Origin of the sequence: Arthrobacter sp. Leaf234, from assembly GCF_001422665.1 — a bacterium.
In the GTDB taxonomy this organism is placed as follows: domain Bacteria; phylum Actinomycetota; class Actinomycetes; order Actinomycetales; family Micrococcaceae; genus Arthrobacter_D.
The window spans coordinates 784,023-809,510 of record NZ_LMLU01000001.1; the positions used below are offsets into that span (position 1 = coordinate 784,023).

25 protein-coding genes and 1 riboswitch are annotated in these 25,488 nt (G+C 70.9%); of the genes, 16 read left to right on the plus strand and 9 right to left on the minus strand.

All coding sequences use genetic code 11. The features are described 5' to 3' along the window. The 3 genes from ASF21_RS17510 (at position 1) to ASF21_RS03660 (ending at position 1,805) form a co-directional block, all read left to right on the plus strand. On the plus strand, positions 1 to 105 hold the full coding sequence (locus ASF21_RS17510) for an MFS transporter small subunit (RefSeq protein ID WP_414826595.1): 105 nt from the start codon (positions 1 to 3) through the stop codon (positions 103 to 105). A 141-nt stretch (positions 106 to 246) separates the two neighbouring features. Beyond that, positions 247 to 1,260: an MBL fold metallo-hydrolase gene (locus tag ASF21_RS03655; protein WP_055766898.1), complete on the plus strand. Its 1,014-nt coding sequence runs from the start codon at positions 247 to 249 to the stop codon at positions 1,258 to 1,260. A gap of 71 nt (positions 1,261 to 1,331) precedes the next feature. Continuing rightward, positions 1,332 to 1,805: a MarR family winged helix-turn-helix transcriptional regulator gene (locus ASF21_RS03660; RefSeq protein WP_055766901.1), complete on the plus strand. Its 474-nt coding sequence runs from the start codon at positions 1,332 to 1,334 to the stop codon at positions 1,803 to 1,805. Positions 1,806 to 1,808: 3 nt separating this feature from the next. Here the strand turns inward: ASF21_RS03660 and ASF21_RS03665 are convergent, their stop codons facing one another. Beyond that, entirely contained in the window at positions 1,809 to 2,108 is a 300-nt protein-coding gene (locus ASF21_RS03665; protein ID WP_055766904.1) for a hypothetical protein, read from the minus strand. Positions 2,109 to 2,289: 181 nt separating this feature from the next. Between ASF21_RS03665 and malQ the strand changes: the two genes are divergently transcribed. Beyond that, positions 2,290 to 4,449, plus strand: a complete 2,160-nt coding sequence (malQ, locus tag ASF21_RS03670; protein WP_055766908.1) for a 4-alpha-glucanotransferase — start codon at positions 2,290 to 2,292, stop codon at positions 4,447 to 4,449. Between the two features lie 89 nt (positions 4,450 to 4,538). Next, positions 4,539 to 5,498, plus strand: a complete 960-nt coding sequence (locus ASF21_RS03675) for an NAD(P)/FAD-dependent oxidoreductase (RefSeq protein WP_055766911.1) — start codon at positions 4,539 to 4,541, stop codon at positions 5,496 to 5,498. A gap of 62 nt (positions 5,499 to 5,560) precedes the next feature. Here the strand turns inward: ASF21_RS03675 and ASF21_RS03680 are convergent, their stop codons facing one another. Continuing rightward, a complete protein-coding gene (locus ASF21_RS03680; protein WP_055766913.1) occupies positions 5,561 to 6,001 on the minus strand; it encodes a hypothetical protein in 441 nt (146 codons plus the stop codon). Positions 6,002 to 6,168: 167 nt separating this feature from the next. On the opposite strand from ASF21_RS03680, the gene ASF21_RS03685 reads away from it, so the two are divergent. After that, positions 6,169 to 7,437, plus strand: a complete 1,269-nt coding sequence (locus ASF21_RS03685; protein ID WP_055766917.1) for a multidrug effflux MFS transporter — start codon at positions 6,169 to 6,171, stop codon at positions 7,435 to 7,437. Between the two features lie 30 nt (positions 7,438 to 7,467). Here ASF21_RS03685 and ASF21_RS03690 read toward each other — a convergent pair whose 3' ends face one another. Beyond that, positions 7,468 to 7,719 (minus strand): hypothetical protein, encoded by a 252-nt coding sequence (locus tag ASF21_RS03690; protein ID WP_055766920.1) that lies wholly within the window; start codon positions 7,717 to 7,719, stop codon positions 7,468 to 7,470. A 344-nt stretch (positions 7,720 to 8,063) separates the two neighbouring features. On the opposite strand from ASF21_RS03690, the gene ASF21_RS03695 reads away from it, so the two are divergent. Next, positions 8,064 to 8,861 carry a DNA-formamidopyrimidine glycosylase family protein gene (locus tag ASF21_RS03695; protein ID WP_055766922.1) on the plus strand — a complete coding sequence of 266 codons (798 nt, stop codon included), beginning with the start codon at positions 8,064 to 8,066 and terminating at the stop codon, positions 8,859 to 8,861. Positions 8,862 to 8,902: 41 nt separating this feature from the next. Here the strand turns inward: ASF21_RS03695 and ASF21_RS03700 are convergent, their stop codons facing one another. Further along, a complete protein-coding gene (locus tag ASF21_RS03700) occupies positions 8,903 to 10,141 on the minus strand; it encodes a glycoside hydrolase family 26 protein (protein WP_235498640.1) in 1,239 nt (412 codons plus the stop codon). Between the two features lie 17 nt (positions 10,142 to 10,158). Further along, positions 10,159 to 10,233: riboswitch (cyclic di-GMP riboswitch) on the minus strand. A gap of 247 nt (positions 10,234 to 10,480) precedes the next feature. Between ASF21_RS03700 and ASF21_RS03705 the strand changes: the two genes are divergently transcribed. Beyond that, positions 10,481 to 11,152 carry a peroxiredoxin-like family protein gene (locus ASF21_RS03705; RefSeq protein WP_055766927.1) on the plus strand — a complete coding sequence of 224 codons (672 nt, stop codon included), beginning with the start codon at positions 10,481 to 10,483 and terminating at the stop codon, positions 11,150 to 11,152. A 100-nt stretch (positions 11,153 to 11,252) separates the two neighbouring features. Here ASF21_RS03705 and ASF21_RS03710 read toward each other — a convergent pair whose 3' ends face one another. Together ASF21_RS03710 and ASF21_RS03715 are read right to left on the minus strand one after the other, a co-directional pair. After that, entirely contained in the window at positions 11,253 to 12,467 is a 1,215-nt protein-coding gene (locus ASF21_RS03710) for an ROK family transcriptional regulator (protein ID WP_162237506.1), read from the minus strand. A 71-nt stretch (positions 12,468 to 12,538) separates the two neighbouring features. Further along, entirely contained in the window at positions 12,539 to 13,138 is a 600-nt protein-coding gene (locus ASF21_RS03715) for an SGNH/GDSL hydrolase family protein (RefSeq protein WP_157365725.1), read from the minus strand. Positions 13,139 to 13,290: 152 nt separating this feature from the next. On the opposite strand from ASF21_RS03715, the gene ASF21_RS03720 reads away from it, so the two are divergent. Further along, the gene (locus tag ASF21_RS03720; RefSeq protein WP_082471205.1) at positions 13,291 to 13,914 is read left to right on the plus strand and encodes a GNAT family N-acetyltransferase; all 624 of its coding nucleotides are present in this window, start codon (positions 13,291 to 13,293) and stop codon (positions 13,912 to 13,914) included. A 7-nt stretch (positions 13,915 to 13,921) separates the two neighbouring features. Here the strand turns inward: ASF21_RS03720 and ASF21_RS03725 are convergent, their stop codons facing one another. Beyond that, complete coding sequence (locus tag ASF21_RS03725) at positions 13,922 to 14,395, minus strand: aminoacyl-tRNA deacylase (protein WP_055766935.1); 474 nt, start codon at positions 14,393 to 14,395, stop codon at positions 13,922 to 13,924. Positions 14,396 to 14,726: 331 nt separating this feature from the next. On the opposite strand from ASF21_RS03725, the gene ASF21_RS03730 reads away from it, so the two are divergent. The 7 genes from ASF21_RS03730 to ASF21_RS03760 all read left to right on the plus strand — a co-directional run bounded on the left by ASF21_RS03730 (position 14,727) and on the right by ASF21_RS03760 (position 23,803). Continuing rightward, entirely contained in the window at positions 14,727 to 16,427 is a 1,701-nt protein-coding gene (locus tag ASF21_RS03730) for an ABC transporter substrate-binding protein (protein WP_055766937.1), read from the plus strand. 96 nt (positions 16,428 to 16,523) lie between these two features. After that, positions 16,524 to 17,513: an ABC transporter permease gene (locus ASF21_RS03735; RefSeq protein WP_055766942.1), complete on the plus strand. Its 990-nt coding sequence runs from the start codon at positions 16,524 to 16,526 to the stop codon at positions 17,511 to 17,513. Positions 17,514 to 17,521: 8 nt separating this feature from the next. Then, complete coding sequence (locus tag ASF21_RS03740) at positions 17,522 to 18,481, plus strand: ABC transporter permease (RefSeq protein WP_055766944.1); 960 nt, start codon at positions 17,522 to 17,524, stop codon at positions 18,479 to 18,481. Positions 18,482 to 18,609: 128 nt separating this feature from the next. Next, on the plus strand, positions 18,610 to 19,452 hold the full coding sequence (locus tag ASF21_RS03745) for an ABC transporter ATP-binding protein (RefSeq protein WP_055769078.1): 843 nt from the start codon (positions 18,610 to 18,612) through the stop codon (positions 19,450 to 19,452). Then, a complete protein-coding gene (locus tag ASF21_RS03750) occupies positions 19,449 to 20,240 on the plus strand; it encodes an ABC transporter ATP-binding protein (protein ID WP_055766947.1) in 792 nt (263 codons plus the stop codon). Before ASF21_RS03745 ends, ASF21_RS03750 begins: the two co-directional genes overlap by 4 nt. Positions 20,241 to 20,297: 57 nt before the next feature. Further along, the gene (locus tag ASF21_RS03755) at positions 20,298 to 22,889 is read left to right on the plus strand and encodes a glycoside hydrolase family 2 protein (RefSeq protein ID WP_055766950.1); all 2,592 of its coding nucleotides are present in this window, start codon (positions 20,298 to 20,300) and stop codon (positions 22,887 to 22,889) included. After that, positions 22,886 to 23,803 (plus strand): ROK family protein, encoded by a 918-nt coding sequence (locus ASF21_RS03760; protein ID WP_055766953.1) that lies wholly within the window; start codon positions 22,886 to 22,888, stop codon positions 23,801 to 23,803. The genes ASF21_RS03755 and ASF21_RS03760 overlap by 4 nt, the downstream gene beginning before the upstream one ends. 75 nt (positions 23,804 to 23,878) lie before the next feature. On the opposite strand, the gene ASF21_RS03765 is transcribed toward ASF21_RS03760, so the two are convergent. Both ASF21_RS03765 and ASF21_RS03770 read right to left on the minus strand, forming a co-directional pair. Next, positions 23,879 to 24,280 carry a VOC family protein gene (locus tag ASF21_RS03765; RefSeq protein WP_055766956.1) on the minus strand — a complete coding sequence of 134 codons (402 nt, stop codon included), beginning with the start codon at positions 24,278 to 24,280 and terminating at the stop codon, positions 23,879 to 23,881. Between the two features lie 168 nt (positions 24,281 to 24,448). Beyond that, on the minus strand, positions 24,449 to 25,468 hold the full coding sequence (locus ASF21_RS03770; protein WP_055766959.1) for a LacI family DNA-binding transcriptional regulator: 1,020 nt from the start codon (positions 25,466 to 25,468) through the stop codon (positions 24,449 to 24,451). Positions 25,469 to 25,488: the final 20 nt, after the last annotated feature.

Here is a 25,488-nt window from a genome sequence, read left to right on the forward strand (position 1 = left end):
ATGACCGGAGCACGCATCGCCGTCGTCTGGGCGCTCGTCGGACTGCCGCTCGCCTACGGGATCTTTCAGACCCTGACGCGCGTCGCCGCCCTCTTCGGCGGCTGACGCCGACCACGCGGACGCCCGCCCTGAACGCCGACGGCAGTGCCGTCGGCGTTCATCGGCGGGCGTTCCGGCGTGCGCACGACGACGGTGGCCCCCGCACTGCACCGCCCTGCTCGCCGAGCAAGGCACCCGGAAGGAACCATGCGAAGCACCAGCAGCGCCCAGTCCGATGCCCTCGACCGCGGGGAGCTCCCGCAGCTCGACCGGGTGCGCGACGACGTCTGGGCCCTCGCCCAGCCCATGCCCGGCGGGCACCTCGCGTACTCCTTCACCTACCTGCTGACCGCGGGCGACGGCGGTATCCACGTCGTCGATCCCGGGTGGGACTCCGACGGGAACTGGGAGCGCCTGCTCGCCGCGCTCGCCGTCGTCGCGCCCGGTTCGACCGGCGCCGGAGCGGTCTCGGGCATCACGGGTACCCACCTCCACCCCGACCACGTGGGTCTGGCGGCGCGGCTGCGGCGAGCGTCCGGCGCCCCGCTGGGGATGCACAAGGACGAGCGGGCGGCCCTGGAGCAGCACAGCACGCGGCTGCTGGACCTCGACGCGGCCCTCGGACGGCTCGGGGGATGGGGTGTGCCCGAGGAGCGGCGGACCGAGCTGGCGCAGTACGTGGACCGGTCTCCGGAGGGCCTCGTCCTCGCCGTCGACCACGAGCTGCACGGCGGCGACCGGCTGCCCGTCGCGGGATTCGGCCTCGTCGTGATGCCCACCCCCGGTCACACGGCCGGGCACGTCTGCCTGCGTGACGACGCCCGCCGGCTGGTGTTCACGGGCGACCACGTGCTGCCGACGGTGTTCCCCGGGCTGGGGCTCGGCGGGCCGACGGCGACGAACCCGCTGGCCGACTACGTCGCGTCCGTCGGGGCGCTGGCGCCGTGGAGCGACTACGAGGCGCTGCCGGGCCACGGTTTCCGCTTCACCGGGCTCGGGGAGCGGGCGGCGGCGTGCGCCGGGCACCAGCTGGCCCGGGCTCGGCAGGTCGCCGCGATCCTCGGTGAGGAGGGGCCGGAGCCCACGGTGTGGGAGCTCGCGTCGCGCCTCGCCTGGACCGCCGGCTGGGACGGGCTGCACGGCTTCCAGCTCCTCTCGGCCCTCAACCAGACGGAGATGCACCGCGGTTTCGTCCGTGGCGGCGGCCTGATCGGTACGTGAGACGTCGGACACAGTCGGACTTATCCGGCGAAACCCGTCCTGCTTGCTCCGGGCATCTATACGATGCGTCCATGGAGACAGCGATGGGGCACGACGACGTGGAGTTCGAACGTGCCATCGAGGTGCTCGAGGAGCAGACCAGCGTGCTGTGGAGGCGGGAGCGCACCACCTCCCATGCCCTGGCGAAGAACGTGCACCCGGCGATGGAGCCCGCAGCCTACGGAATCCTGACGCTCCTGCAGCGCGAGGGGTCCCTGCGTGCCACGGACATAGCCCAGAGCATCGGCGTCGGGAAGCCCTCGGTGAGCCGCCAGCTCGGGGCCCTCGAAGGGCTGGGCCTCGTGACCCGCCGCCTCGACCCGCTGGACGCCCGCTCGCAGCGGGTCCTCCTGACGCCACTCGGCGAGCAGCAGCTCGCGGCCGCCCAGAGCGGACGCCGCACGGCGTTCACCGCCCTCATGCGGAGCTGGGATCCGGAGGACGTGGAGGTCCTGGGCTCGCTCATCGCCCGCCTCAACCTGACCTACACGAAGGACACCTGGTAGGGGTCAGCCCTCGGTCCACCCCTCACCCTCGCGGAAGGAGCCGGTCCGCCGGCCGCTCCCGGCCTCCAGCGAGTCGTCCGGGTCTTCGAAGAGCTCGCCGGACTCCGCCCTGCTGTGCGCGAGCAGCTGCTCGGCCTCCGCCCGGGCGTCCGCGAGGGAATCCGCCGAGATGCGGCTCCGCGCCGGCAGCGCGTCGAGGTGGATGACACGCTCTCCGGTGCCGCCGTCGGGGGTCGGACCATCCACGGGCACCTCCGCGCCGTCGTGTTCGGCAGGGACGAGGTATTCGAGGAAGTACGCCATGCTCCACGGTCGCACCCGGAGCCGCGGGCTGCTCGACCGGGGTGGCGTGCACGAGCAGCTTGCCCTGGGTCACCCGGCCTGTTATCCGGCAGAGGCCCCGCGCCGGGCGTCCCTCCCGTCACATCCCGTCCGGGACGCCGGGAACATGCGAAGCCTGCTGATCCACGCCTAGATTGGGAGCATGGCCGACACGACACTGCACGAAGACTCCGAACCCACGACCCCGACGCCGCTCGAGCAGCTGGCCGAGGCCCACAGGGTCGGCACCACCTTCAAGGGCTGGGACGGCGGATCAGCGCAGGTGTCCGAGGCGACCCTGAAGACCGTGCTGGGGGCCCTCGGCGTGGCTGCCTCGTCGGAGACCGAGATCAGCCGGTCCCTGGCGGAGGTGGACGCCGGCCCGTGGCGTTCCGTGCTGCCCGCCGTCGTCGTCGTACGCAGCAGTGACACCGATCCGCTGCACCTCCACGTGCCCGCCGGGTCCGATGTCGAGTTCTGGGCCGTCGACGAGGACGGCGTCCACTACACGGGGACCGTGGGCGAGGCCACGGTCACGCGCGCCGTCGACGGGCAGGACCTCGAACGGCGCGAGGGCACCCTCCCGCACGCGCTGCCGCTCGGCTGGCACACCGTGCACGCGAGGGTCGACGGCGTCGAGTCCTCCTGCACGCTCGTGGTGACGCCGGACCGGCTGAGCACGACGGCGTCCCTGCTGGACCGCCGCACCTGGGGGATCATGGCGCAGCTCTACTCCGTCCGGTCCGCGGATTCGTGGGGCATCGGAGACCTCGCGGACCTGGCCGGGATAGCCCGCGCGGCAGCGGAGCACGGCGGCGGCTTCGTGCTGGTGAACCCCCTGCACGCGGCCGAGCCGAAGCCCCCCGTCGAGCCGTCGCCCTACCTGCCGACCACCCGGCGCTACTTCCACCCCCTCTACCTCCGGATCGAGGACATCCCGGAGTACGCGAGGCTCGACGACGCCGCCCGCCGGCGCATCGAGGTACTCGCGGCGGGATTCGACGCGGTCAACCGCACCGCGGACCTGCTGGACCGCGACACGACCTATACGGCGAAGCTTGAAGCGCTCGAGCTCGTGTACGCCGTGGAGCGCCCCGAACAGCGCCAGCACGACTTCGATGCCTACCGCGCGCACCAGGGCCAGGGGCTGGCCGACTTCGCGCTGTGGTCCGCCCTCGCGGAGTCGCTGGAGCCCGGAGCGCAGGAATGGGACGACGTCGGACGGCCCGGGTCGGCGGGCGCGGTAGCGTTCGCCGAGCAGCACGCGGATCGCATCGGCTTCCACGCCTGGCTGCAGTGGCTCCTCGACGAGCAGCTGCAGGAGGCGCAGCTCGAGGCGACCGGGGCGGGCATGTCGATCGGCGTGGTGCACGATCTCGCCGTCGGCGTCCACCCGAGCGGGGCCGACGCGTGGGCGTTGCAGGACGTGCTGGCGGCGGGCATCAGCGTGGGTGCCCCGCCGGACATGTTCAACCAGCACGGGCAGGACTGGAGCCAGCCGCCGTGGCACCCCGAGCGCCTCGCCGAAGCCGGGTACGCACCCTTCCGCGACATGCTCCGGAACATCCTGCGGCACGCCGGGGGGATCCGCGTGGACCACATCCTGGGACTCTTCAGGCTGTGGTGGATCCCGCAGGGCCAGGCGCCGGGCGAGGGGGCGTACGTGTACTACGACCACCGGGCGCTGATCGGCATCCTCGCCCTGGAGGCGGAGCGGGCCGGGGCGATCGTGGTCGGCGAGGACCTCGGGGTCTTCGAACCGGGGGTCCAGGAATACCTCGCCGAGCGGGGGATCCTGGGGACCTCGATCCTCTGGTTCGAGCAGGACGACGACGGTCCGCTTCCGCCGGAGTCCTACCGGGAGGGGTGCCTCACCACGGTGACCGTGCACGATCTCCCGCCGACCGCGGGCTACCTCGCGGGCGAGCACGTCAAGCTCCGAGACCGGCTGGGCCTGCTCAGCCGTCCCGTCGAGGAGGAGCAGGCCGAGGACCGCGCGGTGCAGGAGAAGTTCCTCTCCCTGCTGCGATCGCGCGGTCTGCTGGCTGCCGGGGACGTGTCGGTGCAGCAGACCGTCGAGGCACTGCACGCCCTCATCGCGGAGACGCCCTCCGTCCTGCTGGGCGTTGCCCTCGCGGATGCCGTGGGGGAGCAGCGCACCCAGAACCAGCCCGGGACCAATGACGAGTATCCGAACTGGCGCATCCCGCTGGCCGATGCGGAGGGGCGGGCGGTGCTGGTCGAAGACCTTGCCGGCAGCGAGCGGTTCGCGTCGCTGGTGCGCGCCCTCGGTCCCGCCGGTCCGAGCGAGTCGCCTGGCTGACCCGGCGGACGGCGTCGCGTGGCTGACCCGGCGGACGGCAACGAGTATTTCGTCCTGCCCGGTGGGTGCAGGCGTGATCGGATGAAGGCATGGACAGGCAGGATGCGAACGACGCCGTGATCGTCGGCGGCGGAGTGGCGGGCCTGAGTGCGGCGCTCGTCCTCGGGCGGGCACGACGCCGGGTGGCGGTGATCGACGATGGCTCGCCGCGCAATGCGCCGGCCCGGGCGGCCTTCGGGTTCACCACCAGGGACGGCATCCGTCCCGGCGACCTCGTGGATCTCGCCCGGCAGGACCTCGACCCCTACGGGGTCGCGTTCATCGACGGCAGGGCCGAGGATGCCCAGGCGGACGGGGCGGACTGGATCATCCGGACGGCGGACGGCGCCTCGGTGCGCGGCAGGCACGTCGTCGTCGCCACGGGGCTCCGCGACGAGCTGCCCGGGATCGGCGGGGCGCGGGAGGCCTGGGGGTGCGGCCTGCTGCAGTGCCCGTACTGCCATGGCTGGGAGGTCCGCGACCAGGCGCTGGGAGTGCTCGGGTCCTCCTCCGAATCCGTGCAGCAGGCCCTGCTCGTCCGCCAGTGGTCGGAGGACGTCACCTTCTTCCCGCACGTGCTCGGCGCGTTGTCCGACGATGACGAGCGCCGCCTCCGGTGCCGCGGTATCCGGATCGTCGGAGGGACCGTGCGCGGGCTCGTGCTGCAGGGCGGCGACGACGGCGGACCCCGGGCCGTCCGGGGCGTCGCGCTCGACGGCGGTGCGACCGTCCCGTGCTCCGCGGTCTTCTGCGAACCAGGGTCGGACGCCTTCCTGCCGCTGCTCGAGGCGCTCGGATGCGCCATGCGGGACGACGGCTGCGTGACCACGGACGGGGTCGGACGGACTTCGGTCGAGCGGGTCTGGGCAGTGGGGAACGCCGCCGACCCGGCTGCGCAGCTGCTGCCGGCAGCGGGCGACGCCTATCGCGTCGCGGTGGCCATCAATGCCGTCATGGTGCGGGACGAGGCCGAGGCGTCCCTCGCGTCGGAGGAAGCCGTCCGCGGATAGGGCCCCGGCATGGGGCAGGGCCCCGGCTCGACGCCGGGGCCCTGTTCGCCGCCGAGGCCGAGTCAGCTCCTGCCGAGGTCGGGACGGGTGGACTCGTCCTGCTCCTGGAAGGGGGTGTCCTCGACGGTGCGCGGATCACCGCCGCTCGGGCCCGTGGTGCCGCCGGCGCTGCCGGATCCACCACCCATGGCGCTCGCGGTGGGCGGGAGGTCCAGGGGAAGGTCCCCACTCGCGCCGACGTCCTTGCCCGGATCCTGCGGTGCCTCCGCACCGTCAGGACCTCCCGACCCGTCCTTCTTCAGGACTCCCTTGAGGGTGTCCTGGACCTTCGGCGTCGTGCTCTTCAGGGTGGCCGTCGTGGAGCTGACGGTGTCCTGGACCTTCGGACTGTTCCAGAGCTGCTGCGCCTTGCCCTTGATCTGCTCGTAGCTCTCCCGCCCGGCCCGCGTCCCGAGGACGTATCCGGCAGCCATTCCCGCTGCGAAAACGAGTTTGTTCTTCACGCTGTTCTCCTGTCGTCGGTCTGCAGTGCAATCGAATCTAGACCACGGCACCGGTGCGCCGCGAGCAGAGTTTCGCCGGCAGCGGTGCTGTAGACGGCCGGGGTTCCGATGGCGGGGGCCATGCGTGAGAATGGTGTGGAAAGCGCTATCCAACCGAAGGGTCACCAGTGCACTCGGAGCTCGACGTCATCCGTCCCACCACCGATGTGCCGTCGGCGTCCCGGCATCGGGCCTTACCCGTCCTGGCGGCACTCGCCATGCTGCAGGTGATCTGGCCGCTCACCATGGATCTCTACCTGCCCTCCTTCCCGGCGATCCGCCGCGACTTCGGCGTGGACGAGGCGGCGGTCCAGCTCACGCTCACCGGCGCCTTCATCGGGATGGGCGTCGGTCAGCTCACGTCCGGGCCGGTGTCCGATGCGATCGGGCGAGCCCGCCCCCTCGCCGTGATGACGGTGCTCTACTGCGTCGCCACGGCATCCTGCGCCCTGGCGCCCAGCCTGGGCTGGCTCATCGCGAGCAGGGCGGTCCAGGGCATGGGCTCCGCGGCGTGCGCCGTCATCGCCCTCGCGATCGTCCGCGACCTCTACAGTGGCAGCCGGCTCCTCGTGTTCCTGGCCCGTCTGTCCATCGTCTCGGGGGTGTTCGTCGTGGCGTCGCCGGCGCTCGGCGCGCAGCTGCTCGGCGTCGTGGGGTGGCGCGGCCTGTTCTGGGCCCTGTTGGCCTACGGGGTGGTCCTGCTCTGCGTGGCCGGTGGGATCCTCCTCCGCAACGAGACCCATACCGAGGAGCGCCGGCGCCTGCGGGAGGGCACGAGGCTGCGGGACGACTACGCTGCGCTGGCCACCGACGGGCGTTTCCGGTCCGTCGCGGTGGCCGGGGGGTTGCTCTTCGCCGCGATGATGGCCTTCATGGCCGGCAGCGCCTTCCTGGTGCAGGAGGTGTTCGGCCTGAGCCCCACGGAGTATGCACTCGTCTTCGCCGCTCAGGGGGCGCTCCTGGTGGTCGGCGCGCAGGTGGGCGCGCTGATCGCGCGCCGGGCCTCGCCCCTGATCACGGTGCGCGTCGGAGCGATCGCCCTGGTGCTGGCGGCCTCAATCCTCGTCCTGAGCGTGGTGCTGCTGCCGGGCCTCGGACTCTGGGGCCTGGTGGGACCGGTCATGGGTTTCACTGCCGCGTTCGGCCTGATCAGTCCGGCCCTGCAGGCCACCGCGCTGGAGCGCCACGGGTCGCGTGCAGGGACGGCAGCCTCCCTGCTCGGCGCCGCGAACATGGTGGGCGCTGCCGTGATCGCTCCGCTGACCGGTGCCTTCGGGCTGACGTCGCCGGTGCCGACGGCGGTCGTGATGCTCTGCTGCGCCGGAGTGGCCTGCCTGGTCCTGATGGTCTCGGGGCGGTCGTCGCGCCCATGGTCGGAGGCAGTCCCGGCGTCCTGAGTAAACCGGTACCTCAGGACACCGGCCCGGTCAGGAGGAGCGGCGGGCCGGCTCGACGACGTCGGGCAGGACGGGCGAGGACTCGGGGCGCCGGTCGCGCCGGTCCAGTTCCTCGGTCAGTTCCTCGTGGCGGATCTCGGTCTCGAGGGAGGGTTCGCCGTCGTGCGCGTACTCGTAGTCGAGTTCGCGGTGGATCTTGCTGTTCAGCACCTCGACCGTGGGGAGATCGAGCGCGGTGAGGTCTTCCGGGAAGTCCTCGGCGGGCGAGAGTCTTGTGCTCATGGGGGCCTGTTCGGTGGTTCGGAGCGGACACGGGCGACCGGGCCCGCTTCTGGACCACGCATGCCGGGAAGCCCGGCAAAGGTCGATGATATCGGTCGCCCGGCGAGAACGGAAGCCATCCGGCGGGGGATCGACGACGTGTGGACGGGAGCGAGCGGGGAGTCCGCCCGGCGTTCTCGACGCGGACGACGACGCGGACGATGACATGGACGATGACGTGGACGACGACGCGGACGACCGGACGGCGGCCGGGACGCACGCCTGTCGGTGGCGGGCGGTACCGTAGCCCGGATCCATCCGCTCCCACCGCGCACAGCCCCGACGAGCAACGGCAGGGAGGCCCCATGCCCGAGGGAGACAGCGTCTTCCGGCTCGCCGCGAGGCTGCGCAGGTCCCTCGACGGCCGCACGCTCGAGCGCGGCGACCTGCGCGTACCGGCGCATGCCACCGACGCGCTGGACGGCATGCGGCTGATGGAGCACGCCACCCACGGCAAGCACCTGCTGACCCGCTTCGACGGCGGCGTGACGCTCCACACCCACCTGCGCATGCAGGGCTCGTGGACGGTGACGGCGCCGGGCAGGTCGCTTCCCCGCGCGCTCCTGCCCGACGCCCGCGTCATCCTGACGGTGAGGGACGGGCCGACGGCCTACGGCCTGGCCCTGCCCGTCGTCGGCCTCGTGGCCACGCGCGCTGAACACGACGTCGTCGGGCATCTCGGGCCGGACCCGCTCCGTCCGGACTGGTCGGTCGAGGAGGCGGTGCGGAGGTTGCGACGCGACCCGGGCGAGCGGGTGGCGGCAGCCCTGCTCGACCAGCGCAACGTGGCGGGCTTCGGCAACCTGTGGGCCAACGAGCTCTGCTTCCTGCGCGGCGTGCACCCCGACACGGTGATGGCCGACGTCGACGTCCCGGCCCTCGTGGCGTTGGGCGCACGGTGCCTGCGCTTCTCGGCGACCCAGCCCGGCGCCCACCAGGTCACCACCGGCAGGACGCGGAAGGGGGAGCAACACTGGGTCGCGGGACGAGCCGGGAAGCCGTGCCTGCGCTGCGGCACCACCATCCGTGTGCGGGCGGAGGTGCCCGGTGATCCGGGCCGTCGCCGGACCTGGTGGTGCCCGCGGTGTCAGCCCCTTCGCTGACGCGCGATGTGGGGGCCCGCGCCGTGAAGGAGGAGAGGACCTCAGCGCCTCGCGTCCAGGGCGGCAGCAAAGGCGTCGACCGACGCCGTGGAGCTGTCGATCCGCCAGTCCGCCTCCTTGGCGATGTGGAACCAGACCAGGCCGACCACGTCCGGCTGGGCAGAGAGGTATCCGAAGAGGTCCGTGATCCAGCGGGCCTTGGAGCCGCCGAGTTCGGAGGAGGACGTCTCGGCGATCACGATGGGCGTACCGGGTGCGAGGCGCCGCAGCTGCGCGAGGCCGTCCCCGAACAGCGCCGCAGGATCCTGCCAGCCGCTCCAGGACTGCGACGTACCCCAGTTGTAGCCGTCGAGGGCGACGACGTCGGCATAGCCCTGCCCCGGGTACAGGCCGTCCAGCGGGGTGGAGCCCCAGTAGGGCACGTTCGGGTTCCAGACCCAGCTGACATTCGTGGCTCCGGTGGACCGGACGACGTCGTGCACGTGGCGGTAGGCGGCCACGTAGTCTCCCGCACCGTTCCCGTTGACGCCCTCGGACCACGGGTACCAGTCGCCGTTCATCTCGTGCCCGAACCGCAGGTAGACGGGCCGGCCCCACTGACCGAGGGCGCTGCCCCACTCACGCAGGTAGGCGTCGAAGTCGCCCGCGGCGATGCGGTCGAGCGAGTAGGCGGGCTGCTCCGTGCCGCCGCCCCAGGTCCACGGCTCCCATGTCAGCAGCGTCTCGGCACCCCGCGCCCTGACGGCCTCCAGCTCCGCGATGGGCGCGGGCTGGTTGAAGTCCTTGTAGGAGAGGACGATCGACGGAGCCTCGCCCGCCAGGGCTGCCACCTCGTCGAGCTCGCCCCCTGCGGCGGGACCGCCACCGGTGCCGACGCCGAAGCGGATGCCCTTGGAGGAGTCGGTCCCGGGCGCCGCCGCGAGGACCGTGTACCCGGTGGAGGCAGCGGCGCTGCCGACCGCTGCGCTGATGGTCACCGTCCCCGAACCGCCGGGCACGATCGACACCTGGAGGGTGCCGGTCGACGTCGTCGTGACCGCGACGCGGCTGGTGCCCGCGACGACGGTCCCCTTCGTGCGCTTGGGGAAGCCAGCACCCGTCACGGTGACGCCTGCGCCGGCTGTCCCGGCGGAGCTGCTCAGCGTGATCGTCGCCGCGGCGCCGGCCGGAGGAGGCGTGAGACCCACCATCAGCACGGCCACCGCAGTGAGGAGCAGCAGGATCCGGGCGGCGGCGGGGAGCGTGCCGGGCGGGAGGGGCTGGGCGGGGACGATGATCATGCGGGGTACCTCGCTGGTTCGGTAGCCCGGCTGACCGCGTGGGTCCCGTGGCTTTGCGTCCCCGGCTCGCACCGGGTTTGCCTTTGTCGCCCGGCGGCCACCCGCCGGTCGTCCGTCCTCGTGGACTGCTTCCATTCTCCCGCGCCCTACACGCCCCGGGGTGCGATTACCCCGAATTCTGCCGAAGGATTGGTGCAGGTCCGGCGCAGCGACTCCTCCGGTGCCCAGCACCTGCACCGCGCGGGGAAGCCCGGCACTGCTGTGCTTTTGGTGTGTCCTGGCCCACAATGGTCCTGTCGCGGTTGGAGGCACCCGCGACGGGTTGTGCTGGAGGGAACCATGAAGCAGATACCGGCGTTCGCGCGCACCATTGCGTCTCAGGTGGACGGCTACAGGCCGGAATTCGAGGCACGGGTGGGGCCGGAACTCGCCGCGGTCTTCGCCCGCGAGCAGGAGGACCTCCGCCGCGCGGGACTGCCGGAGGGTATCGCCCGCGTCGGTGACCGGCTCCCGGATGCGGTCCTGCACGACGCCGCCGGCCGGATCGTGAGCCTGTCCACGGTGCTCGATGCCGCCGCCGCGATCATCGTCTTCTACCGCGGGTCCTGGTGTCCGTACTGCAGTATCGCGCTCAAGACCTACCAGCGGGAGCTCCGCCCCGTGGTCGAGGCCTTCGGGACCAGGCTGATCGCGGTCAGCCCGCAGGCGCCGGATGTGGCCGCGCGGGGAGGGCGACAGGCCGGACTGCACTTCGAGCTGTACTCCGACGAGGGCAATGCGCTCGCGGCGCACCTCGGCATCGTGACGACTCCCAGCCCGGAGTCGCTGCGGGCCCGGGAGGCCCTCGGCATCGACGTGGCGGGGAGCAACATGGACAGCACTGCCGCCATCCCGTTCCCCACGGTGGTCGTGGCCGATGCGACCGGCACCATCCGGCTGATCGACGTGCGGGTGGACTACACCACGCGGACGGAGACCTACGAGATCATCGACGCCCTCGTGGCGCTGTAGGTCCCCGCCGGCGGCCCGTCCTACCGAGGCTGCCACCAGGGCCGATGCCGGTGCCTCTCCGGCCGGTCGGTCGGGCCGGGTCGAGCGAGGGTCCGCCCGGTCAGGCGAAGGAGACGGAGCGGAGGGACCGGGGTGACATGCGGTCCTGCAGGACGAGGGTCGCCGCGCCGAGTGCCGCGGCGTCGTTGCCGTTGACCGACAGGCGCACCTCGACCGGATGGATGGCGCGCGCCATCGCCCGCCGGGAGAGCAGCCCGCTGATGATGTCCACATAGAAGGCGCCGGCCGTCGAGAACGCGCTCCCGGCGAGGACGATGAGCTGGAGATCGAGGAGGTTGACCATGGAGATCACGGCACTCGCCACGTACTCGGCAGAGTTCCGGATGAGCTGCAGGGCCACGGCGTCCCCGTCCGCCGCGGCGGTGCCGAGTGCGGCGAAGTCCTCGGAGATGACGCCTGTCAGGGGGATGCCCAGCTCGCCGCGCGCTGCCGCTTCTGCAGCCTGTGCGACGACGACGCGCGGACTCGCGTACAGCTCCAGGCACCCGATGTTGCCGCAGGGGCAGGGCAGTCCGCGGGCGTCGACGGTGACGTGGCCGATCTCGCCGACGTTCGAGCTGACGCCCTGGTAGATGGTGCCGTCCATGACGATGCCCGAGCCGATACCGGAGCCCATGTAGACCGAGGCGTAGTTGGCATAGCCCTCGGTGGCTCCGAGCCAGTACTCGCCGATGGCGGCGGCGGTGGCATCGTTGTCGAATTCGCAGTGGAAGCCGGTGGTGGAGGTGAGGGCGCGCCGGATGGGGAAGTCGCTCCACGTCTCGAGCGAGGGCGCGTTCCGGACCGTGCCCGCTGCCCGGTCGAGCGGCCCCGGTGTGGCGATGCCCATGCCGACGATGCTCGTCCGGTCGACACCGGACTCGAGGATGAGGGCGTCGATGTCGCGGGTCATCCTGCTGACCACGGTCAGGGGCGAGGTTCCGCCCGGGCCGTCCACGCGTCGCCGCCCCACCACGTGGCCCCGCAGGTCCGAGATGATGTACGTGATGTAGTCCTGGCCGATGTGCAGTCCGACCGCCAGGCGCGACGCCGGATTGAGTTCCAGGAACATGCGTGGCTTGCCGCCTGTCGACTCGCCGCGGCCGGATTCGACGATGATGTCCTCGGTGAGGAGGGTGCGCACCAGGGTCGAGATGGTGGCCTGGGTCAGCCCGGTCTTCTCGGCGAGTTCGACCCGGCTGATGGGCCCGCTGGAGCGGATCAGGTCGATGATCTTGCCCCGGGAAGACTCGCGGCGGCGGGTCTTTTCGATCACGGTCAATGGTAGCTCAGCGGCCAAGGAAGTTGAAGGAGCAACCTTTTGCGGGCCGGCCCCTGGAGGCATCGTCACGCTGCCCCCACGGTCCTCGACCAGGCTGCGGCGATCTCTCGGTGTCCGCTCTCGGTGGGGTGCACGCCGTCAGCGGCGAGGGCAGGGGCGCCGAGTGTCCGGGCCAACCGGTGGAGGATCGCGTCGATGGGTACGAGGACTGCGCCGAACTCCTCGGCGAGCAGGTGTACGACCTCGATCCGCGGATCGAGGTCGTCCCGCCACCGCTCCTGGTCCTCGGTGACGGGAAGTACGAAGGGTTCCAGGAGGACGATCCGCGTGGTCGAGGGAAGAGCCGAGAGCAGGAGCCGGTACCGCTCGGCGAAGGCGCCGTGATCCGAGCGCTCGCCGGTGTCCTGCAGGCGCCAGGTGTCGTTGATGCCGATCAGCACCGAGACGTGGTCCGGGTGCCGTGCGACGACGTCGACCTCCCATCGGTCGCCGAGGTCGGCGAGGCGGTCGCCGCCGACGCCCGCGTTGGCGACCCGGACACCCCGTGGGACGAGCGTCGACGCCAGCTCGCGGACGTAGCCGGAACCGAGCCCCGCCGGGTCCTCGCGCCGGCCGCAGTCGGTCACGCTGTCCCCGGCGAAGACCAGGGACCCATGGACGTCCATCGGCACTCCTTTCATTGCTCACTATCTTTAGTGCCCTAAGTTAGACCATCCGGTCAACTTCCCGGACACGGGACCCGCGACTCCGCGCCTGCAGGCCGCGATGGAAGGATGGGAGGGACACGAATGACGCCTCACGAGGATGACCAGCGACCATGCACCTGACCCTAGATCCGGTCCCCTTCGACGCCCCCGAAGCGCACGCGCTCCGCACTGCCCAGCAGGCGGAGCTGCACGTCAGGTACGGAAGCGAGGATCACGAACCAGGCGAGCAGCCGACGGCCGCCAACGTGCCCTTCTTCCTCGTCGCCCGGACCGAGGACGGAAGGGCCGTGGGGTGCGGCGGGCTGCGACCGCTCGCAGGCGGCGGCCTGGAGGTGAAGCGGATGTACGTCCTGCCGGAGCTTCGCGGCAATGGCGTCGCGACGGCGATACTGCGGCGGATCGAGGACGAGGCACGGGCCCGGGGCGTCGCGGAACTGCTGCTGGAGACCGGGATGGGGCAGCCCGATGCGATGCGCTTCTACGAGCGCGAGGGGTACCACCGCATCCCGGCCTTCGGCGCCTACGTCGGTGAGGACCACTCCGTCTGCTACGCGAGGGTACTGGGTGCTCCTGCCGCGACGTCGGGGTCAGCCGTCGGCCCCGCAGCTGCCGGCGCGGGAGCCGCCGGCGCTCAACCCGGCGTCGAACCCGGCGCGGGAGCCGCCGGCGCTCAACCCGGCGTCGAACCCGGCGCGGGAGCCGCCGGCGCTGAATGCGTCCTGCCGAACCGGTGAACGGGACCTAGGACGTGATGTCACCCGTCACGGCGCCCAGCGAGTCCAGCAGCGCGTCGGCGTCGGTGAAGAGCAGGTAATCCGCGGATCCCGATCCCATGCCGATCCGTCGACCCCTGATGCGCTCGTCCGCGTAGACCGGCAGGACCGTCGAACTGCCCAGCGGCGTGATGGTGCCCGGGGCGTAGCCCGTGACCTCGAAGGCGGCGTCCGGGCGAACGAGGGAAGCCTTGTTGACGGACAGCAGGGCGCGGAGCTTGGCCCAGTCCAGGCGCCGGGTCCCGGGGATCAGCACGAAGACCGTGATGCCCCCGCTGATCTTCGCCACCATCGTCTTCACGCCGTCGTCCTCGGACAGGCCCTGTGCGGCGGCCACCTCGTCGAACGTGCCGTCCTCGTGCCGTGCCACGAGGACGATGTCGAGGCCCCGGGCCTCCGCGTCACGCTCGGCGGGGGAGGGGTGGGTGCCGTCGGTGTCCATGGTGCCCATCGTAGGGCCGCGCGGCCTCGCTGCGGCCGGGCGTGATGGTGCTTCCCTGCGATGACGACGGCAGGGTGGCGGGCGGCGCCGACCAGGCCGGTGGGGGCGAGGGTCCTGGCGGACCGGGATCCGGTGCAGGACGACGGCTGCGCTTCATGGAGGAGTGTGGCGGCTCTGCTGGGGCAGCACGGAGGGGCCACGCTTCGGGACGCACGTCGGACACTTACTTGACTTAGATAATAAAGTCGCCTAAGAAAGTACCCAACGGTTTACCTCGGGTGGTCGAACCGGCCGGCGGCACCGTAGCCGCCCACGATTGAAAGGTACGAAGATGTCCTCATCACTTTCGGGAACCAGGCGCCTGGGTCTGGCAGCAGCCACGATGCTCAGCGTCGCAACCCTCGCCCTCAGCGGCTGTGCGGGCGGCGGGGGAGCATCGAATGACGCCGGCGGCTCGGAGAACACCTCCGTCACCGTCTTCAACGGCGCGACCGGGACCATCTCCGAGAACTTCAACCCGTTCTCCTCCACGGCGCTCCAGCCGACCCTCGGCGTGATCTTCGAGCCGCTCTTCTGGTACAACGCGGCATCCGACGAGCCGCCCACCCCGCTCCTCGCGGAATCGTTCGAATGGAACGAGGACGGCACGCAGCTCACCATCACGACGCGCGAGGGCGTCCAGTGGTCCGACGGCGAACCCTTCACCGCGAACGACGTCGCCTTCACCTTCAACCTCGTCAACGAGACGCCGGAGCTCAACACCACGGGCCTGGCCGCCACGGCGGAAGCCACCGATGACACGACGGTCGTCCTGACGTTCACCGAGAACTCCTTCATGCAGGAGCCCAGCGTGCTCGGCAACCGCGGGATCGTCCCCGAGCACATCTGGAAGGATGTCGCGGATCCGATCACCGAGATCAACTCCGACCCCGTCGGCACCGGACCGTTCAAGGTCAAGGACTTCACGGCGCAGAGCTACCTCCTGGAAAAGAACGATCTCTACTGGGAGGAGGGCAAGCCCGCCATCAACGAGGTGCGCTACATCTCGCTCGACACCGCGGACGCCGCGACGGGCGCGCTGCTCGCCGGGGAGGTGGACTGGATGAGCTCCTTCCTGCCGGGCCTCGAGCAGATCCTCGCGGACAACGAGAACCTGTCCTACGTCAACACCCCCGCGCTGACCGCCTCCATCTTCACCTGCTCCAACGAGGCCCTGGGCTGTGAGGGACCGCAGACGGACCCCGCCGTGCGCCAGGCCATCTATCAGGGCATCGACCGCGAGCAGCTGAACGCCCTCGCCGGCGGAGGCTTCGCCGGTACGGCATCCCCCACCCTGGTGCTCCCCGAGCGGGATGCCGACTGGATCGCCGATCCTGCCAACACCGAGACGCCGGCCAACGCCGATGTCGAGGGAGCCAGGAAGGTGCTCGAGGACGCCGGATGGGTCGAGGGCTCGGACGGCATCCGCGAGAAGGACGGCGAGCGGCTCTCCCTCGGCATCCAGACGGTCACCGGCTACAGCGACTTCATCTCGCTGAACGACGCCATGTCGCAGCAACTGCGCGACGTGGGGATCGAGCTGAACCCGACGTCCATCACCTACAACGAGTGGGTCAACAACCTCAACATCGGCGAGTACCAGCTCACGCTGGAGTCGATCGGCCTGCAGCCCTCCAACAATCCGTACTACTCCTACGAGAAGTGGTACAACTCGGCGAACACGACGCCGGTGGGTGAGTCGGCGCTGAACAACAACACCTCCCGCTACAGCAACCCGACGGTCGACGAGGCGCTCGCCGTCGCGCGCTCCACCAACGACGAGGCGGTGCAGAAGGAGCAGTACGGGATCATCCAGGAGGAGATCGTCCGGGACATGCCGTACATCCCCATCTACGTGAACTCGCTGCTCACCGAGTTCAACACCGAGCGCGCCACCGGCTGGCCCACCAACGAGGACCCCTACGCCCTCGCCGCCACCTGGAAGGCCTGGGACAACGGGATCGTCCTGAAGAACATCACCCCCGCCCAGTAGGCTCCCCTCCGCACCACGGGCAGGACGGCGCGTCCCACCGACGCGCCGTCCCGCCCCCGGGCGCGGACCTCGACCCGTCGTGGAAAGTCGATCGCCATGAAATACATCCTGCAGAAGCTCGGGTTCTACCTCGTCGCCTTCTGGGCCGCACTGACGGTCAACTTCTTCCTCCCGCGGCTCCTTCCGGGAAATCCGGTGGACATCATGCTCGCGAAGCTCGCGCAGCGCGGACCGGTCACTCCCGAAGCGCGCGAGGCCGTCGAACTCCTCCTCGGCACCAACACCCAGGCGCCGCTGATCGTGCAGTACTGGCAGTACCTCGGCAAGCTCTTCACCCTCGACCTCGGGACGTCGGTGGCCTTCTTCCCGGCGTCCGTCACGGACATCATCGCGCAGACGCTGCCCTGGACCATCGGGCTCATCGGCGTCGCCACGGTCATCTCGTTCGTCCTCGGGGTGGGCCTCGGGATGCTTGCCGGGTGGAAGCGCGGCTCGTGGCTCGACAACCTGATCCCCGTGACCACCATGCTGCAGTCGGTGCCCTACTTCTGGCTCGCGCTGATCCTCCTGTTCGTGCTCGGCGGCATGTGGGACCTGTTCCCGCTGAACGGCGGCTACAACGTCTACGAGGTCAGCCCCGGCTGGAACTGGGCCTTCATCAGCAGTGTCGTCTACTACGGGACGCTGCCCGCCCTGACCATCGTGATCTCCTCGGTGGGTGGCTGGATGCTCGGCATGCGCAACATGATGGTCTCCACCCTCTCCGACGACTACATCCTGACGGCCGAGGCCAAGGGCCTGCGTCCCCTGAGGATCATGACCACCTACGCGGCACGCAACGCCGTGCTGCCGTCGGTCGCGGGATTCGCGATCTCGCTCGGCTTCGTGGTGGCCGGGTCGATCGTCACCGAGGCCGTCTTCTCCTACCCCGGCATCGGCTCCGCCCTGCTGAACGCCGTCGGCAGCAACGACTACTCGCTCATGCAGGGCCTGTTCCTGGTCATCACGCTGTCCGTCCTCGGCGCGAACCTGCTCGTGGACCTCCTCTACTCGTTCATCGATCCCCGCACCCGGGCCCGAAGCTAGGATCCGCCATGACCGCCACCACGCAGGACCCGGGGATCGCCGCCACCAGCGCGCGCTCCACCCGGTCGAGACGATCAATGCCACCGATGACGCCGAAGCTGGCCATCGGGCTCCTCATCGCCGGCAGCATCATCCTCTTCGGGATCATCGCACCCTTCTTCGTGGGTGATCCCTCGGAGGTCGACAACGTGGGCCTCGCCGGCCCCGCCGACGGCTTCATCCTCGGCACCACCCAGACCGGGCAGGACGTCTTCGCGCAGCTCGCGTACGCGACGCGCGGATCGCTCACCGTCGGCTTGATCGTCGGCATCCTGACCCTCTTCCTGTCCGCGTTCTTCGGGATCATCGGCGCCTACTTCGGGGGCTGGCTCGACGAGTCCTTCTCCCTGTTCACCAATGTCATGCTCGTGATCCCGGGGCTCCCGCTGGTCATCATCATCTCCAGCTACGTCCCGGAGAAGAGCATCCTCCTGGTCTCCGTGGTCCTCGCCATCACCGGCTGGGCCGGGTCGGCGCGCGTGCTGCGCGGCTTCACCCTGAGCGTGCGGAACCGCGACTACGTCGCCGCGGCCCGGGTGTCGGGCGAGAAGCCCTGGCGCATCCTCGGCGTCGAGATCCTCCCCAACCTGATCCCGCTCCTCGCCTCGCAGGTGGTGTTCGCCGTCATCTTCGCCATCCTGGGCGAGGCCGGACTGTCCTTCCTCGGCCTCGGCGCCGCGGACTCCTTCACCTGGGGCACCATGCTGTACTTCGCGCAGAACGGCCTCGCGCTGAGGCTGGGCGCCTGGTGGTGGTTCGTCCCGCCGGGACTGCTGATCGCCCTCTTCGGCGCGGCCCTCGCCCTCATCAACTTCTCGATCGACGAGATCATCAATCCGAAGCTGCGCTCGCAGACACGGGCCACCCGGCGCGGCTGGAAGCTATCGAAGGCAGAACTGCGCGCCGCCACCAAGGAGGACGTCCTGTGAGCAGCACCGACCAGGGAGCCCATTCCGTCAGCATCACCGACGTCGGCGCACGCGGATCCGCGGACGAGGCGCGGCCCGGACGCGAGCGCCGCACCGAGCGGGCCGCCGAGGCCCGCGAGCACCCGGTCCTGACCATCGAGGACTTCAGCGTCGAGTACAAGGGCGACCGCGTGGTCCGAGCGGTGAAGAACGTGACGCTCTCGCTCGGCCGGGGCGAGATCCTCGGTCTCGCGGGGGAGAGCGGCTGCGGGAAGTCCACGCTCGCCTACGGCATCAACCGCCTCCTGAAGCCCCCCGCCGTCATCACCGGCGGCACCGCCCATTTCCATTCGCGCGAGGGCTACGTGATCGACCTCAATGAACTCAGCGGGGAGGAGCTGCGGGCCTTCCGCTGGGACAAGATCGCGATGGTCTTCCAGGGGGCCATGAACTCGCTCAACCCCGTGATCACGGTCCAGCGGCAGATGGAGGACATCTTCTCCACGCACCGCCCCGACCTGTCCAGGAAGGAGCGCCGGACCCGGTGCGGCGACCTCCTGGAACGCGTCGGGGTGGATCGGGCCCGCCTGCGCTCCTACCCGCACGAGCTCTCCGGCGGCATGCGCCAGCGCGTCATGATCGCCATGGCCATGGCGCTGGACCCGCAGGTCATGATCATGGACGAGCCGACCACCGCCCTCGACGTCGTGGTCCAGCGCGAGATCCTGCGCGAGATCACGCGCCTGCGCGCCGATCTCGGCTTCGCCGTCATCTTCATCACGCACGACCTCCCGCTCCTGCTGGAGATCAGTGACCGCATCGCGGTCATGCGCGAGGGCGAGATCGTGGAACTCGGGGACGCCGTCGAGCTCTACACGAACCCGCAGCACGACTACACCAAGAAGCTGCTCGCCTCCTTCCCCAGCCTGACCGGCGAACGCGGCGACTTCATCCGCGGAGGAACGCGGCACCAGGACGGAGGACAGGCATGAGCGCACTCGAGGTCAGGGATCTGGTCAAGGAGTACCGGCTGCGGAACGGGCTGAGGTCCACCACCCTGAAGGCCGTGAACAATGTCAGCTTCTCGATCGACAGCGGCCGCACCGTGGCCCTCGTGGGACAGAGCGGCAGCGGCAAGTCCACGCTCGCCAAGCTGCTCATGCAGCTCGAACGGCCCACCTCCGGCAGCATCCTGCTCGACGGCGAGCCCGTGAGCAGGCGGGGTGCAGGGCTCCGGCAGTACCGCAGCGACGTGCAGATGGTGTTCCAGGACCCGTTCGCCTCGCTGAATCCCTACCACACCATCGCCCACCACATCGGCCGGCCCTTGATCCTGCACGGCAAGGCGACGGGCCGCGACGAGGTCATGGCCGGTGTCATGTCGCTGCTCGAGAGGGTACGGCTGGACCCCGACATGGCCCAGCGCAAGCCGCACGAGCTCTCCGGCGGCCAGCGCCAGCGCATCGCGATCGCCCGCGCCCTCGCGCCCGAGCCGAAGATCCTCGTCGCCGACGAGCCGGTGTCCATGCTCGATGTCTCGATCCGCCTCGGAGTGCTCAACCTCCTGGCCGACCTGCAGCGCGAGGAGAACCTCGGCGTCTTCTACATCACGCACGACCTCGCCACCGCACGCCACTTCTCGGACGACATCCTCGTGATGTTCAAGGGCGAGATCGTGGAGCGCGGCCCGGCCGACGACGTCATCCTCAACCCCCAGCACGAGTACACGCAGCTCCTCGCGGAGGCCGCGCCCAACCCGGAGAAGCGCCTCAGCGCCTGACCCCGGTCCCCGAACCACAGGCGGCGCAAGCCGCCGCAGACCTACTGGAGTACGCGCATGAACACCTTCACCCCCGCACCGCAGGCCCTCGACCTCGGCGGCAGCTGGAACCTCACCTGGACCGCCGGACCGGTGGATGCGCCGTCGTACGCGACGTCCGGCGCGCCCATCCGGGCCTCCGTGCCCGGCCAGGTGCACACGGACCTCATGGCCGCGGGCCTGCTCGACGACCCCGATGTGGGGCTTCGCGAGGCGGACCAGATGTGGATCGGGCACTCGCAGTGGACGTACGCCCGCCACTTCGCATGGGACGGCACGATCGCGGGGGAGCGGATCGAGCTCGTGGCCGAAGGGCTGGACACCTTCGCCACGGTCACGCTGAACGGCCACGAGGTGGCCATGACGGCGGACCAGCACATCGGGTACCGCTGGGACGTGGCGCACCTGCTCCTTCCTGGCGAGAACCTGCTCGAGATCCGCTTCGGGTCAGCCTGGGACGCCGCGCACGAGTGCGAGGTCCAGGTCGGTGAGCTGCCCCGGCCGTACGACGAGCCGTACCCCTTCGTCCGCAAGAGTGCCTGCAACTTCGGGTGGGACTGGGGACCGCACTACGTCACCGCCGGCATCTGGCAGCCCATCCGCCTCGAGGCATGGTCCGGCGTGCGGATCGATTCGATCCGCCCCGATGTCACGCTCGACGGCGGTTCGGCCCGCGTCGGCATCACCGTGGGCCTCGACCGGCAGGGGACGACGTCGGACGTGTCCGTCACGGCCGTCCTGACCGCGCCCGACGGCTCGGAGGTGGCCCGCAGCAGCGTGGCGGCCGGGGCCGACCGGGCGGTGCTCGCGCTCGAGGTCGCCGATCCCGCGCTGTGGTGGCCGACGGGCCTCGGGGACCAGCCCCTCTACGGCCTGTCCGTGACGGCCGGGACCGAGGGCCACGTGCTCGCGGAGGGCACGCGCCGTATCGGCCTGCGCACCGTCGTTGTCGAGGAGGAGCCGGACGCCGTCGGCACCACCTGGGCCCTCGTGGTGAACGGCAGGCGCGTCCGCGTGCGCGGCTACAACTGGATCCCGGACGATCCCTTCATCGCCGAGGTGACGGAGGAGCGGCTCGGCCGGCGCCTGGACCAGGCCGTGGACGGCGGAGCCAACCTCCTGCGCATCTGGGGCGGCGGATACTTCTCCACCGAGGAGTTCATGGCCGGCTGCGACGAGCGCGGCCTGATGGTGTGGCACGACTTCCTCTTCGCCTGCGCCGCCTACGACGAGTCCGACGCCATGATCGAGGCCGTCACCACCGAGGCCGAGCAGGCCGTGGCCCGCCTGTCCGCGCACCCGAGCCTCGTCATCTGGTGCGGCGGCAACGAGTGCGTCTGGGGCATGTACGACTGGGGCTGGCCCGAGATCCTGCAGGGCCGCCCGTACGGCGCCGCCTTCTACACCGAGGTCCTCCCGGGCGTCATCGGGCGTCTCGATCCCTCGCGCCCCTACGTCCCCAACAGCCCGTGGGCGGGGTCGATGGAGAAGCACCCCAACAGCCGTGACGAGGGACCCGTCCACATCTGGGAGGTGTGGAACACCGTCGACTTCGTGCACTACCGCGACGTCGATCCGCCCTTCGTCTCCGAGATGGGCTGGTGTGCGCCCCCGGCCTGGTCCACCCTGCGCCGTGTCGTGACGGAGGGGGACCTCGTGCCCGACAACCCGCAGGTGGCGCACCACATGCGTGCCGCGGACGGCATGGAGAAACTCGCCCGCGGCCTCGAACCCTACTTCGGTGCCCCCGAGGCTGCGGAGGACTGGCACTACCTGACCCAGATGGTGCAGGCACGCTCGCAGGCGGTCGGCGCCGAATGGCTGCGGACCCGCGAACGGTGCGCCGGTGTGGTCATCTGGCAGCTCAACGACTGTTGGCCCGTGCTCAGCTGGTCGGCGGTGGACGGTGACGGCATCGAGAAGCCCGTCTGGTACGCGCTCCGCCGGTCCTTCGCCGAACGGATGCTCGCGATCGTCCCCGTCACCGCGGGCGGAACCGACGACCCCACCGGTCCGGACGGACTCGAGATCGTCCTCGTCAACGACGGGCTCGACGCGGCGTCGGCCGACGTCGTCGTCCGCCGCCTGACGCTCGACGGCGCCGAGGTGGGACGGGCGGAGCTCACCCTCACGGCAGCTCCGGATGGGACGGCGCGCACGGCGCTCCCCGCCGCACTCACCGAGGCGAGCGACCGCGAATTCCTCGTGGCGGACGCCGACGGGCTGCGCTCCACCTGGTTCTTCGTCCCCGATGCGGCGCTCGCGCCGTCCGGACCGAGCTTCACGGCGCGCGCCTCGGCCGATGGCGGGTTCCTCCGCATCACCGTCGAGGCGGGGTCACTGCTACGGGACCTGTGCGTCTTCGCGGACCGCCTCGCCGACCTGCTGGACGTCCCGGCGCCGGATCTCACCGTCGACGACATGATGGTCACCCTCCTGCCCGGCGAGACCGTGACCTTCACCGTCAGCCGGCGGGACGGCGCACCCCTCAGCGTGCCCGCAGACCTGTCGGTGGCGGAGCGGTCACCGGTGATCCGCTGCATCGGTGACAGCGCTGCCCTCGCGGGCACGCCACGGCCGGACGCCGCGGAAGGGACCGTGGCGTCATGATCGCCGGTATCGAGACGGGTGGCACCAAGGTCATCTGTGCCGTCGCGGATCCCCGGGACCCCGAGAGCCCGGTCGACCAGGCGCGCATCGACACCACCTCACCCGCGGAGACCCTCGCGGCGGTCCGCGCCTTCCTCGCTCCGTACGCCGTCGACGGGCGGTTCGACGCCGTCGGGCTGGCCTCTTTCGGGCCGGTCGAGGTCGACGCCGCGTCCCCCCGCTACGGCCGGATCACCTCCACACCCAAGCCGGGCTGGCGCGACACCGACCTCATCGCCGGTCTCGGCCTCGTGGACGGGACGCCCGTCCGCCTCGTCACGGACGTCACAGGGGCTGCGCTCGGTGAGCACCGGTTCGGTGCGGGCCGGGGCGTCGCGGACCTCGCCTACGTGACGGTGGGAACGGGGATCGGTGCCGGCATCGTGGTGAACGGGGCGCCCTTCACGCTCCGCAGCCACCCGGAACTGGGACACCTGGTCATCCGACGGCACCCGGAGGACTCCTTCCCGGGCGTGTGCCCCTTCCACGGGGACTGCCTGGAGGGACTCGCCTCGGGTCCCTCCGTCGCTGCCCGGTGGGGACGCCCGGGCCACGAGCTCGGATCGCTGCGCCACCGCGCGGTGGAGTTCTCGGCCTACTACGTGGCCCAGCTGCTGGCCACGATCACCTATGCGGCGGCGCCGCAGCGGATCGTCGTCGGGGGCGGGGTGCTGAAGACGCCGGGGCTGCTCGACGCCGTACGGGAGCAACTGGCCCTGCTGGTGGGCGGCGCGCTCGCCGATCACCCGCTGACCGACACCCGCAGCGGCTACGTGGTCAGGCCCGCCCTCGGGGACGAGTCCGGGGTGCGTGGCGCGCTGTCCCTCGCCGGTGAGGCGTTGCCGCTGGGCGCGGCCCTCGCGACGGCGGGCTGAGCCGAGGCGGAACTCCGGCCGCTCCAGCCAAGGGATCGACCGATCGCACGGTCGCATCGTCGGGGGCCGGGTCGGCTATTCCTCGGGCTCGTAGCCGATGAGCCAGTGCAGGCCGTGGCGGTCGGTCACCTGGCCGTCCGTGGCTCCCCACGGCTTCCTCGCCAGGGGATCGGTCACGGAACCGCCGTCGGCGAGGGCGTCGAACCACCTGTGCAGGACCGCGGGTCCGGCAGTGCGGAGGAGCGACAGCAGGACGCCCTCGAGCCGGACGGTGGTCCCGCCGTCGGGAGCGTCCGATCCGCCTAGGGCGACCACGCCGTCGAGCACCCCGTGCGCCACGGCGTCCGGCGGTCCGTCGGTCCTGCCGAACTCCTCGTACGTGTGCAGGGTCAGATCACCCCCGAAGGTGTCCCGGTAGAAGCCGAGGGCCTCACGTGCCGTGCCCGGGAAGCTGAGGTAGACGAGGGGTGCAGCCATGGGATGTGCTCCTGACGCTCGATCATGGTCGGTGCGGTGCGGTGCGGTGCGGTGCGCTGGTGCGTCCTGCGGGTTCCTGCCGGGTCCGCTTCCTGATGGACGGCTCGGGCGGTGGGAAATCATCGGTGGCCGGCTGCACCTCCGGGTGCGGGCCGGTGGCGGCCGCGGTCAGCTCCCGGTGCTGGACCTGGCCACGAGGTCGCTCGCCGGCATCGCACGCGTCTGCAGCGTGCCCGCGTCGAGGAGCGAGAGCAGGAGCTCCGCCGCCACCCGCCCCTGCATGACCGGGTTCCTGGACAGGGCGGTGACCGACGGAGAGGCGAGCTGGCAGTGCAGTGAGTCGTCCCAGCTCACGATCGCCACGTCCTCGGGGCACCGCAGGCCCAGCTCGCGGAGTGCCAGGAGCGCGCCCATGGACATGAGGTCGTTGCCGAGGATCACGGCGGTGACGCCGTCCTCCGCGGTGTCGCCGAGGAGGGACACGACGGCGTCGTGACCGGCGGCGAGGGCGTAGTTCCCCTCGCGTGTGACCACGGCCATGCCGTGCGCGGCAGCACTGCGCCGGACGCAGGCGATGCGCTGCTCCTCGTGCAGGAACCGGTGGGGGCCCGAGACGTGCGCGATCCGCCGGTGGCCGCGGAGGTGGAGGTGGTCGACGATCGTCGCGGAATCCACGGCGTGGTCCGTCGTCGTGCCCGAGAACAGGGCCGGCCCGTGCCGCTCCGGGGCGCCGTGCAGGACGAACGGGAGGCCCAGCCGGTCGAGCAGCGCGGGCCGCGGATCCTCGTGCAGGTGGTCGAACATGAGGACGCCGTCGACCTTGCGTTCACCCGCCCACCGCTCGTACGTGGCCCGTTCCTGCGCCGGGTCCGTGCCGACCATGCGCAGCATCAGTGCCATGTCGCCCTCGGCGAGGGCCGTCTCGATGCCCGCGAGCAGGCCCATGTAGTAGGGCTCGGTGCCGATGAGGTCCGGATCCGCCGAGAGGACCATCCCCACCGCACCCGACCGGGAACGGGAGAGCGCGCGGGCCGACGAGCTGGGGTACCACTCGAGCTCCTCGGCGAGGTCCAGCACGCGGCGCCGCGTCACCTCGCTGACCCCTGGCTGGCCGTTGAGCGCGTAGGACACCGATGCCTTCGAGATGCCCAGCCTCTTCGCCAGGCCGGCGATGGTTTCCTTGGCCATGGCTTCCACAATAGCGTCAG

Bases quoted from the DNA above. Each gene is read 5' to 3' on its own strand.
- ASF21_RS17510 (WP_414826595.1), top strand. From the start codon at position 1: ATGACCGGAGCACGCATCGCCGTCGTCTGGGCGCTCGTCGGACTGCCG.
- ASF21_RS03655 (WP_055766898.1), top strand. From the start codon at position 247: ATGCGAAGCACCAGCAGCGCCCAGTCCGATGCCCTCGACCGCGGGGAG.
- ASF21_RS03660 (WP_055766901.1), top strand. From the start codon at position 1,332: ATGGAGACAGCGATGGGGCACGACGACGTGGAGTTCGAACGTGCCATC.
- ASF21_RS03665 (WP_055766904.1), bottom strand. From the start codon at position 2,108: ATGGCGTACTTCCTCGAATACCTCGTCCCTGCCGAACACGACGGCGCG.
- malQ (WP_055766908.1), top strand. From the start codon at position 2,290: ATGGCCGACACGACACTGCACGAAGACTCCGAACCCACGACCCCGACG.
- ASF21_RS03675 (WP_055766911.1), top strand. From the start codon at position 4,539: ATGGACAGGCAGGATGCGAACGACGCCGTGATCGTCGGCGGCGGAGTG.
- ASF21_RS03690 (WP_055766920.1), bottom strand. From the start codon at position 7,719: ATGAGCACAAGACTCTCGCCCGCCGAGGACTTCCCGGAAGACCTCACC.
- ASF21_RS03695 (WP_055766922.1), top strand. From the start codon at position 8,064: ATGCCCGAGGGAGACAGCGTCTTCCGGCTCGCCGCGAGGCTGCGCAGG.
- ASF21_RS03700 (WP_235498640.1), bottom strand. From the start codon at position 10,141: ATGATCATCGTCCCCGCCCAGCCCCTCCCGCCCGGCACGCTCCCCGCC.
- ASF21_RS03705 (WP_055766927.1), top strand. From the start codon at position 10,481: ATGAAGCAGATACCGGCGTTCGCGCGCACCATTGCGTCTCAGGTGGAC.
- ASF21_RS03715 (WP_157365725.1), bottom strand. From the start codon at position 13,138: ATGGACGTCCATGGGTCCCTGGTCTTCGCCGGGGACAGCGTGACCGAC.
- ASF21_RS03720 (WP_082471205.1), top strand. From the start codon at position 13,291: ATGCACCTGACCCTAGATCCGGTCCCCTTCGACGCCCCCGAAGCGCAC.
- ASF21_RS03725 (WP_055766935.1), bottom strand. From the start codon at position 14,395: ATGGACACCGACGGCACCCACCCCTCCCCCGCCGAGCGTGACGCGGAG.
- ASF21_RS03730 (WP_055766937.1), top strand. From the start codon at position 14,727: ATGTCCTCATCACTTTCGGGAACCAGGCGCCTGGGTCTGGCAGCAGCC.
- ASF21_RS03735 (WP_055766942.1), top strand. From the start codon at position 16,524: ATGAAATACATCCTGCAGAAGCTCGGGTTCTACCTCGTCGCCTTCTGG.
- ASF21_RS03740 (WP_055766944.1), top strand. From the start codon at position 17,522: ATGACCGCCACCACGCAGGACCCGGGGATCGCCGCCACCAGCGCGCGC.
- ASF21_RS03750 (WP_055766947.1), top strand. From the start codon at position 19,449: ATGAGCGCACTCGAGGTCAGGGATCTGGTCAAGGAGTACCGGCTGCGG.
- ASF21_RS03755 (WP_055766950.1), top strand. From the start codon at position 20,298: ATGAACACCTTCACCCCCGCACCGCAGGCCCTCGACCTCGGCGGCAGC.
- ASF21_RS03760 (WP_055766953.1), top strand. From the start codon at position 22,886: ATGATCGCCGGTATCGAGACGGGTGGCACCAAGGTCATCTGTGCCGTC.
- ASF21_RS03765 (WP_055766956.1), bottom strand. From the start codon at position 24,280: ATGGCTGCACCCCTCGTCTACCTCAGCTTCCCGGGCACGGCACGTGAG.
- ASF21_RS03770 (WP_055766959.1), bottom strand. From the start codon at position 25,468: ATGGCCAAGGAAACCATCGCCGGCCTGGCGAAGAGGCTGGGCATCTCG.